This window comes from Kushneria marisflavi, assembly GCF_002157205.1.
In the GTDB taxonomy this organism is placed as follows: domain Bacteria; phylum Pseudomonadota; class Gammaproteobacteria; order Pseudomonadales; family Halomonadaceae; genus Kushneria; species Kushneria marisflavi.
Genome location: NZ_CP021358.1, coordinates 1,611,629 through 1,625,872, shown reverse-complemented (window position 1 = coordinate 1,625,872; position 14,244 = coordinate 1,611,629). Strand labels below are relative to the sequence as shown.

The following is a 14,244-nucleotide window of genomic DNA, read 5'->3' as shown; positions in this document are numbered from 1 at the left end:
GGCCATGCCCCGGCGCTTTTTCATGACGGCTGGATGATCTCGTGCGCGGCCAGAAACAGCTGTGCGTGGCGCTCGGCCAGTGCGGTGAGATCGCGGTCATAGCCGCCGCCGATCACCGCTGTCACCGGAATATCACGCTGGCGGCATTGTTTTAGCACGAAAAGATCGCGCCGGTAGATGCCCTCAAGGCTCAGCTCGAAATGCCCCAGCCGGTCGCCAGCGTGTACGTCGGCGCCGGCGTCATACAACACCAGTTCGGGGCGCACCTGATCCAGCAGTGCCGGGATCTCGTGCTCCAGTACGGCCTGGTAGGCCAGGTCATCGGTGCCACGGGGCAGGGCAATGTCCCGATCGCTTGAGCGCTTGGTGAAGGGAAAGTTGTCCACACCGTGAATCGAGCAGGTGAACACGCGCGGGTCGTTTTGAAAGGCAAACGCGGTGCCATCGCCCTGATGCACGTCGCAGTCGATGATCAGGATGTTTTTTATGCCGTGTACGGCGATCGTCTCATGAGCCGCCACCGCCAGATCGTTGAGCAGACAGTAGCCGCTGGCGGCGTTCGGGTAGGCGTGGTGGGTGCCGCCGGCGGTATTGCAGGCTAGGCCCGTTTCAAGCGCCGCGCGCAGCGTGGCCAGCGTGCCGCCCACCTCCAGCAGCGTGCGCTCGACCAGTTGAGGCGACCACGGAAAACCGCTGCGTTTTCTGGCCTTTGGGTCGCTGTCACCCAGATAAAAGGCCTGTAGCCAGCCTTCCGTATGGGCGCGCAACAGCTGAGTGCTGGAAGGCGGCGTCGGCGTGATCCAGTCGATCAGCGGATCATCGTCAAAGCCCAGCTTTGATAGCTGCTGGCGCAGGGCGCGAAACTTGGCCATCGGGAAGGGGTGGCGCTCGGGCCAGTCAAACGTATAGCCCGGGTGATGAATGAGCGGCAGGCGCATGTCAGCTGTGGGCGCTCAGGTGCTGATCGACCCAGGCCCGCACCTGCGGATACGGATAGCCCTCCAGTGCGCCAAATGTCTTGAGCCCGCGGGCCTTGAGGGGCGTGAATACCGGCATGGCCAGCGCGCAGAGAAAATGCGTGACCCGCTCGGGCGTCGGGGCGTGCTGAAAGTGCGCCTGATGGCGCTCGATGAAGGGCTCGGCCACGGTCTCGAAGTCGATCTCCTCAAGGGGGGTGGCCATCGGTGAGATTGGCAGTCGGGCGACATGGCCGTCGCAGACCGAGCAGTGTCCGCACCGCTCGGGCGCGCGCGGATCACCAAAGTGCAGCGCCAGACGTCGGGACAGGCAGGTGTCCGTTTCAAACAGTGCCAGCATGCTGGATAGCCGCTCGATATCGACCTGCTCCCGGTGACAAAAGCCCTCGTGCAGCTCGCGAGCCATGGCCGGTGGATCGATGTCGGGCTGGCAGACCTCGAAGACATCCGTCATACGCTTGCCTTCCAGCACCACCCAGCCCTTATCCTGAAAGTACTCAAGGGCCGTGATGACGCGGGTGCGTGTGGCATCAATGCCGGCGGCAAGCCCGGCCTGATGAAGACGTTCGAAATCCACCGTGCCCCAGGTGCGGGCGATGGGGATATTGTCGATCACCAGCCGGATGAAGTCGGCGCGCTCGCCCTCAAACCTTGCGGCCAGTTCCGCCGGCGCCATCTCGTAGCGCAGGCGATATTCGGCCAGGTAGGTAAAGCGCGGCGCGATGACGCCCTGCATCTCAAGGCGCACCAGCAGGGTCTTGAGCGGCAGCGTGCGAATGTTGCTGTCGCGCGCGAGCGTGTTCATCACGACCGGCCACTGGCGTTCCGGCGTCCGGCCTGCGGCCTGAATCTCTTCCAGCACTCGCTGAATGCCTTCGCACTCGGGCGTGTCACCGTGGGTGAAGTTTTCAAGCACGCCCAGCCCGTCACGGCCGGCCAGCATCAGGCAGGTCGAGGGCGCACCATCCCGGCCGGCGCGACCGATCTCCTGGCTGTAGTTCTCGATCGATTTGGGCAGGTCAAAATGCACCACATTGCGAATGTTGCGCTTGTCGATGCCCATCCCGAAGGCAATGGTGGCGACGATGACCGGCACCTCGCCACGCATGAACTGCTGCTGGATCTCATCGCGCACCTCGGCGGTCAGCCCCGCGTGATAGGCGCGTGCCTGAAGGCCGCGCGCCAGCAGTGCCCGTGCCACGGTCTCGGCACTCTGCTGCAGGGTGACATAGATGATGGTCGGGGCTTTTTGACCTGACACCTGCTGCGGCGCCAGCCAGTGGATCAGCGCATCAACGCGCTGGCCCTGTGCCACCGGTCGCACCTGCAGGTTCAGGTTGGGGCGATAAAAGCCGGTGGTGATGACATCGCCCTGATCGATGGCAAAGCTTCGCTGCATGTCCTCGATGACGCCGGGCGTGGCCGTGGCCGTCAGCAGCAACACCTGAGAGATATTAAACTCGCGCTGGTATTCGGGCAGGCGTAGATAGTCCGGTCGAAAGTTGTGGCCCCATTCGGAGATGCAGTGGGCCTCGTCGATCACCATCAGGGAGATCGGGATCTGGTGGAGAAAGTGGCGAAAGCGTTCGTTGCGCAGCCGCTCGACCGACACCATCAAAATCTTCAACTCCCCCTGGCGGGCGCGCGTCATCACCTCGCGCACGGCGTCGCGGTCCATGGTCGAATCGATGCTTTCGGCCGCAATGCTGCGGGATTTCAAAAAGGCGAGCTGGTCCTGCATTAGCGCCAGAAGCGGTGAGATGACCAGCGTCAGGTGCGGCAGGTGCAGTGCCGGCAGCTGATAGCACAGCGACTTGCCGGCGCCGGTAGCAAAGATGGCTGCCGTGGAGCGTCCGGCCAGCACCCGTTCGATGACCGGGCCCTGGCCTTCGCGAAAGTGCTCGAGGCCGAAAACCGTCTCGAGGGTGTGGCGCGCGGGGGCGGTCGCGTCAGTGGGCATGCGAAGGCTCCGGTCATCACTGAAAGAGGCGACAGCCTAACGCTCGGGTGGCGCGCTGTCAGGCGCTGCGTGATGATCCTCCGCCCAGGGGGCCTGGTCATCATGGGCGGTGGTCTGTACCGGTCTGAGGGCCACACCCTCGCCGTCGTAACGGGCCGTGCGATAGCTCACACCGTGGCGGATGCGCGGTGGTTCGGGGCCCACATGCATGGCCGCCACCCGCTCGATTATGGCTCGGTCGGCCAGCGTCTGGCGGTCCTGCATGCGCAGGTGCTGCAGCCAGTTGGGGACCAGAAAGACCTCCTGCCAGAGATCGCGCGCTTCGATATCGCGATACAGCGACCAGCGTTTGGCGCCGTTACGCAGTCTGAGCCGACGCAGCGGGCGTACCGCGCGGGCAAAGTCGCGAACCTGATCGGCCTCGATGCGATACTCGATAGTGACCATCACCGAGCCGCGGGCCGGGTCAAAGTCGAAATCCGGCGCCTCGATTCGGGCCTCCGGCGCGCCCATGAGGCTGTCGCTGTCCAGCGCCGGCAGGCGCGAGGGCCAGAACATCAGTGCCGAGACCATGAGCAGGGCCCCGGCCATCAAAAGCGCCGTCTGCGTGCCCAGACTTTCGGCCATGTGGCCCCAGAGAAATGAGCCCATCGTCAATCCGGCATAGAGCGCCGTTTGATAGAGCGCCAGTGCTCGGGCCTTGACCCAGTCCGGCACCAGTACCTGTACGGAGGAGTTGTAGGAGGCCACCGCCGCAATCCAGCAGCTGCCGCCAAGGATCAGGGCCGGAAATACCGCCCAGAGCGTACTGATGCCGCCCAGGACCAGCATCACGCCGCCCAGCGCCATGGCCGCCACGTTGATCAATCGGCTGCTGCCCAGGCGCCGTCGGGCCCGGTTGACCAGCATGCTGGCGGCAATCGCCCCGACGCCCAGCCCACCCAGCATGTAGCCATAGAGCGAGGCGCTGCCGCCGGGATGATCGTGGGCCAGCAGCGGCAGCAGGGCCCAGATGGCGCTGGCCGAGATGCCAAAGACAAATGAGCGCAGCATGATCAGACGCGTCACGCTGGAGTACTGGGTGAAGTGGATGGCGGCCTTGATGCCTTCCCACAGCCGCTCGGGCGGCAGATGCTTTTCAGGCACTGCACGTCGCCAGCGCCACAGCGCCCAGATCAGGGTGCAAAAGCAGAAGACATTGAGCAGAAAGATCCACGCCGGCCCCAGCGCTGCCAGCAGCATGCCGCCGATGGCCGGGCCGATGGCGCGGGCGGCGTTGTAGTTGACGCTATTGAGCAACACGGCGCTGCTGACCAGGTTACGTGGTACCTGCTCATTGACGGCGGCCTGCCAGGCCGGCGTCGTGATGGCCCCACCGACGGAGACACACAGGATCGAGGCGATCAGAAGGGTCGGCGTGAGCATCCCCATGAAGGCGATGACGGTGATAAAGACCCCGCCCAGCACCTCGATAAACAGCCCGAACAGCATCACCCGTCGTCGATCGTAGTTGTCGGCAATCACGCCGGTCACAATCGACATCAGTACCAGAGGCGCGGCGGCGGCCACCTGGATCATGGCGACCATGACGGGGCTTGACTGGGCCGAGGTGACGACCCAGGCCGCGGCCACTGACTGTGCCCAGACCCCCAGATTGGCGAAGAGGTTGGCGATCCAGATGATGCGAAAGGCAGGGATAGAGAGCGGCGCCCAGGTACTGACGTCCTCCGGACGAGGCGGAATGGCGGTCTTCTCTAATGTCAGGTCACTCTGGCGGGATACAGGCTGCAGCATGAGGCACTCTTTAGTCGGTAGCGTCCGATCAATTCGATAGCATCTGAAACCGGGCCGGGCAGAGCTTCATGTTACGCCGTTTCGTGACGACCAACAGGGCATTGCACCGCTTTTTTCGGCCATTTGTCCTGCATCAAAACCGTCCTCAGGGCGCCTGCTAAAGTCGTCGTCAGCCGACCATCAACCGCCGCCCCCTAGCGCCACCAGTCTGCGGAGTGTTCCATGAAAGTCACCCTCTATAGTGCCCAGCCCTACGATGAACGTTTTTTTGAGGAGACCCGTCTCGAGGGCTTTGCCGATGAGGCCTTTGAACTGGTTTATCAAACGGCGACGCTAACCCATCAGACCACGGCGCTGGCCGAGGGTAGTGACGCCGTGTGCGTGTTCGTCAATGACGTGCTTGATGCGGTCGTGCTCGAGGCCCTGGCCGGCATGGGGGTGAAGGCCATCGTGCTGCGCTGCGCCGGGTTCAATAACATTGATCTGGCCGCCGCCGAGCGCCTCGGGTTCTTCGTGGCGCGGGTACCGGCCTACTCACCCGAAGCGGTGGCCGAGCATGCCCTGGCACTGGCCATAACGCTCAATCGTCATACGCATCGCGCCTTCAACCGGGTGCGGGAAGGCAACTTTGCCCTTGATGGTCTGCTGGGCGTGACCCTGCATGGCAGGACGGTCGGGATTGTCGGCACCGGCCGTATCGGCCTGGCCACGGCGCGTATCTTCAAGGGGCTGGGGTGTCGGGTCCTGGGGAGTGACCCCTTTCCCGCACCAGATTTTGCTGATATCGGCGAGATCGTGGCGCTTGATACCCTGCTGGCCCGCGCTGACATCGTCTCGCTGCACTGCCCGTTGCTTGAGGCCACCCATCACCTGATCAATGACGCCTCGCTTGCCCGCATGAAGCCCGGCGCGATGCTGATCAATACCTCCCGTGGGGCGCTGATCGACACCTGCGCCGTGATCGAGGCGCTCAAGTCGCGCCAGCTCGGGGCGCTGGCCATCGATGTCTACGAGCAGGAGAGTGGGCTTTTTTTCAGGGACCGCTCCTCCGAGATCATCGATGACGATGTGTTCTCGCGTCTCATGACCTTCCCCAACGTGCTGGTGACCGGCCATCAGGGCTTTTTCACGGTCGAGGCCCTGCGCGAAATCGCTCAGGTGACCTTTCAGAACCTGCTCTGCCTGACACGCGGCGTCCACTGTGACAATGCGCTGATCACTCGCCAGGTGAGCGTCTCCCCATAAAGAAGGGCCTTGCTACTGGCAGCCAGGCAGGTCATCGCGGGGTCAACGCCCGTGACAGGCGCCCCGGGCCACCTCAAAGGAGAGCCGGATGTGTTCTTCAAGCAGTGCCCGAGCTGCAGAGACATCGCGTGTCATGGCCAGATCGACCAGCTGAGCGTGCTGGTCGTTAAGGGTCGCTCGAACCGTGTCGTTGGCGGGTGCCATGCGGCGATAGCGGTCGAACTGATCATGCAGTTGTTCAATAAAGCGAAGCAGCCAGGGGGAGCCACAGGGCTCGAGAAGATGACGGTGAAACTGTAGATGCATCTGCTCCCAGTGCTCCAGTTTCTCCGGCGCTTCATCGGCGCGCTTGAGCCGGTGAAAGGCCGCCAGCAGGCCGGCTTCCCATTCATCGCCGCCTGACTGAAGTGCCTGGGCCAGCGCCTGCCCCTCGAGCCGCTGACGCAGATCGGTGATGTCGTCGAGTTCACTGCGCTTGAGGGCGGGTACCCGGAAGCCGCGCTGATTTTCCTGCTCAAGAAGGCCGTAGGCGGCCAGACGATTCAGCACTTCCCGCAGAGGACTCAGCCCAACGCCGTAGTACTGCTTCAGTGCAGTGATCGCCAGTTTTTGTCCCGCGGTGAAGCGGCCATCGATCAGGTCGCGCTTCAGTACCGCGTACAACTGGCTTGCCGCCGTACTCGCTGCAGGGGCTTCGGTGTTCATAAAGACGGGCCTTTTTATGCAGGGGTGCCAACTCACTACCGCGCGATTCCCGGGTCGCCTGCCAACATGGGGCTTGACCTGCAGGAGAATACGACGCCATAGTAAAAAATCGATTTTTTACACTATAAACGATCCGCGCGTTTTATCGCAGGCTCTACGGTTTTCAGCGAACCAAATAACAATTCGACGCAGAACAAAATAGAGAACGCCATGCCGCTCGCTTTCGATCACAACAATCCCTTTCCTTCCCGCCGCAGCGCTACCTATGCCAGCCACGGCATGGTGGCGGCCTCTCAACCCCATGCCAGTCAGGCCGGGCGCGATATTCTGGCCCAGGGCGGCAACGCCATCGATGCCGCCATTGCGACCGCCGCTGTATTAACGGTGGTAGAACCCAGCGGCAACGGTATCGGTGGCGATGCCTTTGCACTGGTCTGGCTGGCGGAAGACACGAAGGGGCGAGGCAGGCTTCATGGGCTTAACGCCAGCGGGCATGCCCCGAAGCGCTTGACGCCCGAGGCGGTCAGGGCGGCGGGTTATGGTGAAATGCCCCTGCACGGCTGGACGCCGGTCACCGTTCCCGGTATTCCCGCGGCCTGGGCAGAACTTTCAAGGCAATACGGCCGGCTGGAGTTTGCCGCGCTGCTGGCGCCGGCCATTCGTATCGCGCGGGAAGGCTTTCCCGTCTCGCCGGTCATCAGCCAGCTCTGGCAGAGAGCCGAGAAAGAATTTCGCGCCAGAGCGGATGACCCGGCCATTGCCCCTTGGCTTGAGAATTTTGCACCTGAAGGCCATGCGCCGCAGCCTGGCGAGATGTATCGCAACGAGGCGCTGGCGACCACGCTTGAAGCGCTTGCCGAGAGTCGCTGCGAAAGCTTTTATCGAGGCGATCTGGCTCAGGGCATCGATGCCTTTTCCCGTGAAACGGGCGGCTATCTCCGGGCGGACGATCTTGCCGATTACCGGCCCGAGTGGGTTGAGCCGATCTCGGTCAACTACCGCGGCGTGGATGTCTGGGAAATTCCGCCCAACGGTCAGGGCATGGTGGCCCTGATGGCCCTGCAGATGATGGAAGGCTTCGACATCACGGTGCGTGACGATCCGCAGCTGCTGCATCGTCAGCTGGAGGCGATGAAGCTGGCCTATACCGATGGCCATTATCACATCACTCACGCCGAGCACATGCGCACCAGCGTCGCCTCGTTATTGAGCGATGCCTACGCCGATACCCGCCGTCGCCTGATCGGTGAGCGCGCCATCGACCCCGAACCCGGCGAGCCTCAGGCCGGCGGCACCGTTTATCTGGCCACCGCCGACCGCGACGGCAACATGGTGTCCTATATCCAGAGCAACTATCACGGCTTCGGGTCTGGCGTGGTCGTGCCGGGGACCGGTATTTCACTGCAAAATCGCGGGCACGGTTTTAGCCTGGAAGCCGATCACATCAACGTGCTGGCACCCGGCAAGCGTACCTTTCACACCATCATCCCGGGCTTTTTGACCCAGGGTGATAGGGCGCTGGGACCCTTTGGGGTCATGGGTGGATTCATGCAGCCCCAGGGACACATGCAGATTGTCATGAATCTGGTCGATTTTGGTCTCAATCCTCAGGCAGCGCTCGATGCCCCGCGCTGGCAATGGATGGGCGGACGCAGGATCGGCATTGAGCCCGGCTATCCGATGCATGTGATCCGCGAGATGGGCGCGCGCGGCCATCAGATGACCCTGGCGGTGGACAGCACGGCCTACGGTCGTGGCCAGATCATCCTTCGTGACCCGCAAAGCGGCGTCTATTGCGGCGGCACCGAGCCACGCACCGATTCCAGTATCGCGGTGCTCTGAGCCATGTCTTCGACCCTGACCACACAGCGTCATCTGTTCATGGCGTTTTTACGCATCGGCCTGCTCGGGTTCGGTGGTGGCCCGTCGATGATTCCGCTGGTGCACGCCGAAGCGGTTACGCGCTATCAGTGGATGAGCGATGACGAATTTAGTGACGTGCTGGCCATCGGCAATACGCTGCCCGGTCCGATTGCCACCAAAATGGCCGGTACCATCGGCTACCGGGTCGGTGGCGTGATGGGCTGCATCAATGCCGTGATCGCCGTCATCGTGCCCTGCATCGTGGCCATGATGGTGCTTCTGGGACTGTTCACCCGCTACCGCGATCAGCGCTGGATTCAGGGCATGAGCGAAGGGGTGATCCCGGTCGTCATGGTGATGATGGCCCAGCTGACGTGGGACTTTTTCCAGAAATCGCGCAGCGTGCTGGGCTGGCTGGCGACTCTGATAATGGGCGCGGTGGCCGGCGGCCTGATCTACGGGCTCGATGTTCATCCCGGCCTGGTAATTGGCGCGGTCCTCATTGCCGCCCTGCTGCGACCGGAAAAGGGGCGCAGGCGCCGCCGTGCGGAGACCAGATCATGATCTACCTGGACCTCTTTCTGGCGTTTTTCATTCCCAACATCATCGGCTACGGCGGTGGGCCGGCGATCATTCCCCTGATCGAAAACGAGGTGGTCGGGCGCTACGGCTGGCTGACCTCGCAGCAGTTTGCAGAAGCGCTGGCCCTGGGCAATACCCTGCCCAGTCCCATCGCCACCAAGATGGCCGGCTATATCGGTCATGAAGTTGCGGGTGTCGGCGGAGCGCTGGTGGCGACGCTTGCCACCGTTGCCCCCTCGCTGATCCTGATGCTGGTCGCTCTGGGAACGCTGTATCGCTATCGCGACTCGATCAAGGTCAAGTCGATGAGCCAGTGGGTCAGGCCGGTCATCATGGTGCTGATGGGCTACCTGACCTGGTCGTTTCTTGATGAAGGCGTCAGCAATGCGGGCTGGATGCACACTGCCATTGTTGGCGTGGTCGCCTGCGTCATGCTGGTGTGGCTCAGGCTTCATCCGGTCTGGGCGGTCCTCGCCGGGCTGGTGTACGGCGGTCTGTTGCTCGGGTGAGCGGAGAAGAAAACGCGCCGGGCGATACCGCCCCGTTTTAAAAGCACGACAGAAAAAGCAACGATACACGGCCATAACAATAAAAACGGCCAACACAAGCGCCATCAACACAATGTCAAACCAACAAGACCAATAAGGACAACCCATGTTTTATGACGTCTTACTCCATACCACTCGAAAGTCTCTGAGCCGTCTGTGTGTTTCCGGTGCAGCGGTGGCCTCGCTTGCGGTGGGTGCTGCCACCTGTGTTGCGACGACTCAATCGGCCCAGGCCGATGACTATCCTGATCACGCCATCGAATTCATCGTGCCCTGGTCGCCAGGCGGCGGTAGCGATGCCCTGATGCGCATCATTTCCAACGATGCCCCGCAATATCTGGGGCAACCGTTGCCGGTGATCAACATGCCCGGTGTCAGCGGAACCATTGGCCTCAAGGAACTCGCGGGAAAAGCGCCCGATGGCTATACCCTGGGTCAGATCCATGAAGGGTTGATGGCGTCCAACGCTACCGGCCTGACGCCCCTGAACTGGGATGATTTCCAGCCGATCGCCTCGCTGGCCTCTTCGCCGCAATATCTTGTGGTCAATGCCGACAGTGACTGGACAACCTTTGAGGAGTTCGCTGAATACGCCAGGGCCCATCCCGGCGAGATCCGGATGGGCGCCACACTTGGCGGGATTCCCCATGTGCACTCCGCCATGATCGAGGATGCCATCGATGCCAAATTCCGCTATGTCGGCTTTGAGGGCACCGGCGCACGTATCCGCTCGCTGGTCGGCGGGCATATCGATGCCTCGATTGGCGACATCTCATCAAGCCTTGAGTTTGTCAAAAACGGCGACCTGCGGTTTCTGGCCGTTGGCAGCAAGAAGCGCCCCAAACAGACCCCGGAGGTGCCTACCTTCAAGGAGCTCGGCTACGACAATCTCGATTTGAGCATCAATCGTGGCATCGTGGCGCCGAAAGGTATCGATCCGGCCAGGGTCGAGACGCTGGCCAGCGGCTTCGAGAAGATGTCTGAAGACCCCGAGTTCATCGAGCGGATCAACAAGGCCGGCGCCGAAGTCGAGTTCATGGGGCCACAGGCTTACGCGGACTATCTGGCCGGGGTTGATGCGACCGTCAAGCGCCTTTCGAGCAGGCTGGCGCGATGAGTGTCGTCACCGACAAGGTCTCTCGCGCGACGCGAGAGGCCAATAGCGAGCGCGGCAAGGCCATCGCCAATATTCTTTTCAACGCAGGGCTTGCAGCACTGTTTATCGGTCTGTTCATGCAGGCCGGTGATCTGCCGTCCTCCATGTGGGAGCCGCTGGGGGCCGGCTCATTTCCCCGACTGATACTGGGGGCGCTGGTGGTCTTTAATCTGGCGATCATGTGCCAGTCCATGATGGCGCTGCGACATGCTGACCCTGCGTTGAGTGTGGGGGCCGGGCGCTGGTTCATCCAGCGGCGGCTGGCCTTTGCCAGCCTGGCAGCCTTTTGTGGCTATGCGTTGCTGATGCCCTGGCTTGGCTTTGCACTGGCGTCGCTGCTGTTTTTGCTCGTCGTTCAGATTATTCTGGGGGCTCGAAGCGGCCGCCGACTGCTGGTGGCCTGCGTCATCGCGGCGGTGTTCGGCCCCGGCCTTGACGCGCTCTTTGGTCAGGTCTTCATGATTTCGCTGCCCCAGGGCCGCTTGTGGTAACTCGAACCTGTTTTTGAGGGTTGAGCCCTTAAGCCTCCATTACTTCAGGATCAATGGCCCCGTGACAACAACACCAATGGGGCAAGAGAGTCTTCCATGCCGATGACCGATGTGCTGCTTGGCAGCGTTGAACAACTGTTTTCGCTGGCGACGCTCGTCAGCATGATGATTGGCGTCATGGCAGGTGTGATCGCCGCCGCCATCCCGGGGTTCACGATCACCATGGCGATCGTTCTGGCACTCCCGGTCACGTTTACCATGTCGCCGCTGCAGGGCGTTGCCACGATGCTTGCCGTCTATGTCGGTGGCGGGTCAGGCGGACTGATCAGTGCGGCACTGCTGGGCATTCCCGGCACGCCTTCGGCGGTGGCCACCACCTTTGATGCCTATCCCATGGCGCGCAAGGGCGAACCGGGCCGCGCGCTGGCACTGGGTATCTGGGCGTCCTTTTTTGGCGCGCTGATCAGTGCCGTGGTGCTGATCATTGCTGCGCCACCGCTGGCCCTGATCGCCGTCAAACTGGGCCCCTGGGAATATTTCTCGCTGATTTTGTTCGCGGTCACCGTGGTGGCCAGTCTGGTCGGCAAGTCGGTACTCAAGGGATTGATGATGAGTCTGCTGGGGCTTTTCATCGCGACCGTGGGGCAGGACCCGATGATGGGCGTGCCTCGCTTCACTTTTGGCATCGATGTGCTGGCCGCCGGTATTCCATTTCTGGTGATGTTGATCGGTATCTTTGCCGTCAGCCAGCTGGCCAGTGAAGTCGAAAACCCGACAGAGATGAAGCAGGGGCAGGCGCTGGTCGGAGGGAAGATGCATTTTCAGCCGTTTGGCGTCATGCGTGAGGTGCTGAGCCGGCCCGGAAACCTGCTGCGTTCCTCCATGGTAGGGGTCGTTATCGGCGCCGTCCCCGGCGCGGGCGGCAGCATTGCCAACCTGATCGCCTATGATCAGGCCAAACGCGCTTCAAAAACGCCAGAGCTGTTCGGCACCGGCATTGCCGACGGGGTAGTCGCCTCCGAGTCGGGCAATTCCGCCACTGCCGGTGGCGGGCTGATACCGATGATCGCGCTGGGTATCCCGGGCAGTGCGGTTGATGCCGTATTGATGGCGGCGTTGATGGTGCAGGGGGTCAGCGTGGGCCCCAGGCTGATCATGGACAATGCCGAGCTGGTATATGGCATGTTTCTGGCGATGTTTCTGGCCGCCGGGATGGTGCTGGTGTTCTGTCTGATCAGCATGCGCTGGTTCATACGGATCACCGAGATTCCCAAATCGATTATCGTGCCGGTGGTACTGGTCTGTTGCGCGATAGGTGCGCTTGCCCTCAACAACCGGATCACCGACCTTTACCTGCTGGTGGGCGTCGGATTGGTGGGGTATCTGCTGGCCAAGCTGGATTATCCACTGGCCCCGCTGGTACTCGGGGTGATACTGGGGCCCATTGCGGAAACCAACCTGCGCCGTGCCCTGATGGCGGATGAAAACTGGACGCTGTTTTTCACCCGGCCGATCTCGGCGATGCTGTTGCTGCTGGCCGTGCTGTCGGTCGCTCTGACGGTCAGGCGACTTCTCAAAAAGCGTCGTACCGTCAGTCCCTGACAAGCATGCGGCCGGAGATGTCCGGCCGACTGTGATCCTTACGCCTCGCGGCGCTGACGCCGAATCAAAAGCCCCATGGCCGTCAGTGCCAGCGCCGCGACAATCACCGAGAAGGCAATGCCGGCCGCCACCAGCCCGGTCATGGCCGCCGTCACGCCCAGTCCGACCACGGGCAGTGAGATTGCCACGTAGATCACCACGAAGTAGGTCGAGGTGACCTCGCTTTTGCGATCCTTCGGGGAGGCGCCCACGACCTCGCCAAGTCCGGCGCGCAGGGTAATGCCCTGACCGGCGCCCGAAATGGCCGCACCGAGTAGCATCAGCCACAGCGAGGCCAGTCCAATGGCGCTACCCACCACCAGCACGCCCAATGCCAGAATCAGACAGCCGCTGGTCAGGCGCTGTCGCTCGGGGATAAAGCGCATGCACGCCTGACCCAGCGCCGAGGCGATAAAAAGCGTAATGACCACCACGCCGATCATGGCCAGATTGTCGATCTCGAGAATCCTTTGCACGAAGGAGGGCGCCGCGGCGGTGAAAAGCCCCAGCACCGCCGTACCGGCAAAGCCTGCGATGCCGGCCGGCACGAAGACCCCGCGTACCTCATCGGGCACGCCCAGACGCTGAATGCGAAGCTTGACCCGCTCGGGGCGCTCGACCGTCTCCGGTGCCCGCCAGACGCCGATCATGGCCAGCAGGCACAAAACGATATGCAGGGCGTAGGGCAGATGCAGTGGCCAGGCCACATACTGTGCCAGCACGCCCGCGACCAGCGGTCCCAACCCCAGCCCCATGACGTTGGTGGCGGTCGCGGTCAACGTCGCTCCCCTTTGCCATTCGGGTGGTGCCTGCTCGATGACGGCGACCGTAGCGGTGCCGGTAAAGATACCTGCCGAGAGACCCGACAGTAATCGGCCGGTCAACAGCGGTATCAGCTCCGGACTCGATAGAAACACCAAGTTGCTCACGATTGCCAGCGCCAGTCCGGCCATCAGCAATCGTCGTCGCCCCAGCTGATCCGACCAGCTGCCAAAGCCGATCAGAGCGGTAATCACCCCCACGGCGTAGGCGGCAAAGATGACCGTAATGATGATCTGGGAATAGTCCATCCGCTGTTGATAGATCGGATAGAGCGGCGTGGGCAGCGTGGTGCCCAGCATGGCCATCAAAAAGGCAAAGGTGACCAGCAAAAAGGAAATGCGCCCCGGTGTGCGCGGTGTCGATGGGTCGGAACTGGACATGAAGAGACTCCCTGTTGTGCAGAAAGCCTGGTACAGAACGCCGCGCGGGTCGCTTGGAAACGTCATAAAAAACGGCGCCC

General features: G+C 62.3%; 12 protein-coding genes. 7 read left to right on the top strand and 5 right to left on the bottom strand.

The genetic code is table 11. The annotated features are described in order from the left end of the window. Positions 1–20: 20 nt before the first annotated feature. From B9H00_RS07440 to B9H00_RS07430, 3 genes are read right to left on the bottom strand one after another with little or no spacing between them, the layout of a single operon-like run. Entirely contained in the window at positions 21–938 is a 918-nt protein-coding gene (locus B9H00_RS07440; RefSeq protein WP_086900122.1) for a histone deacetylase family protein, read from the bottom strand. A gap of 1 nt (position 939) precedes the next feature. Then, entirely contained in the window at positions 940–2,937 is a 1,998-nt protein-coding gene (locus B9H00_RS07435) for a RecQ family ATP-dependent DNA helicase (protein WP_086900121.1), read from the bottom strand. Between the two features lie 36 nt (positions 2,938–2,973). After that, on the bottom strand, positions 2,974–4,731 hold the full coding sequence (locus B9H00_RS07430) for an MFS transporter (protein WP_086900120.1): 1,758 nt from the start codon (positions 4,729–4,731) through the stop codon (positions 2,974–2,976). Between the two features lie 222 nt (positions 4,732–4,953). Here B9H00_RS07430 and B9H00_RS07425 point away from each other — a divergent pair, with 222 nt between their 5' ends. Then, positions 4,954–5,976, top strand: a complete 1,023-nt coding sequence (locus B9H00_RS07425) for a 2-hydroxyacid dehydrogenase (RefSeq protein ID WP_086900119.1) — start codon at positions 4,954–4,956, stop codon at positions 5,974–5,976. A 42-nt stretch (positions 5,977–6,018) separates the two neighbouring features. Here the strand turns inward: B9H00_RS07425 and B9H00_RS07420 are convergent, their stop codons facing one another. Next, a complete protein-coding gene (locus B9H00_RS07420; RefSeq protein ID WP_086900118.1) occupies positions 6,019–6,681 on the bottom strand; it encodes a GntR family transcriptional regulator in 663 nt (220 codons plus the stop codon). A gap of 210 nt (positions 6,682–6,891) precedes the next feature. Here B9H00_RS07420 and B9H00_RS07415 point away from each other — a divergent pair, with 210 nt between their 5' ends. The 6 genes from B9H00_RS07415 to B9H00_RS07390 all read left to right on the top strand — a co-directional run bounded on the left by B9H00_RS07415 (position 6,892) and on the right by B9H00_RS07390 (position 12,923). After that, the gene (locus B9H00_RS07415) at positions 6,892–8,523 is read left to right on the top strand and encodes a gamma-glutamyltransferase family protein (protein ID WP_086900117.1); all 1,632 of its coding nucleotides are present in this window, start codon (positions 6,892–6,894) and stop codon (positions 8,521–8,523) included. A gap of 3 nt (positions 8,524–8,526) precedes the next feature. Beyond that, positions 8,527–9,108: a chromate transporter gene (locus B9H00_RS07410; protein WP_086900116.1), complete on the top strand. Its 582-nt coding sequence runs from the start codon at positions 8,527–8,529 to the stop codon at positions 9,106–9,108. Beyond that, a complete protein-coding gene (locus tag B9H00_RS07405) occupies positions 9,105–9,635 on the top strand; it encodes a chromate transporter (RefSeq protein ID WP_086900115.1) in 531 nt (176 codons plus the stop codon). Before B9H00_RS07410 ends, B9H00_RS07405 begins: the two co-directional genes overlap by 4 nt. 145 nt (positions 9,636–9,780) lie before the next feature. Then, the gene (locus B9H00_RS07400) at positions 9,781–10,791 is read left to right on the top strand and encodes a Bug family tripartite tricarboxylate transporter substrate binding protein (RefSeq protein ID WP_086900114.1); all 1,011 of its coding nucleotides are present in this window, start codon (positions 9,781–9,783) and stop codon (positions 10,789–10,791) included. Further along, positions 10,788–11,321: a tripartite tricarboxylate transporter TctB family protein gene (locus B9H00_RS07395; protein ID WP_086900113.1), complete on the top strand. Its 534-nt coding sequence runs from the start codon at positions 10,788–10,790 to the stop codon at positions 11,319–11,321. Before B9H00_RS07400 ends, B9H00_RS07395 begins: the two co-directional genes overlap by 4 nt. 96 nt (positions 11,322–11,417) lie before the next feature. Continuing rightward, complete coding sequence (locus B9H00_RS07390; RefSeq protein WP_236944384.1) at positions 11,418–12,923, top strand: tripartite tricarboxylate transporter permease; 1,506 nt, start codon at positions 11,418–11,420, stop codon at positions 12,921–12,923. A 38-nt stretch (positions 12,924–12,961) separates the two neighbouring features. Here B9H00_RS07390 and B9H00_RS07385 read toward each other — a convergent pair whose 3' ends face one another. Beyond that, entirely contained in the window at positions 12,962–14,164 is a 1,203-nt protein-coding gene (locus B9H00_RS07385; RefSeq protein ID WP_086900112.1) for an MFS transporter, read from the bottom strand. Positions 14,165–14,244: the final 80 nt, after the last annotated feature.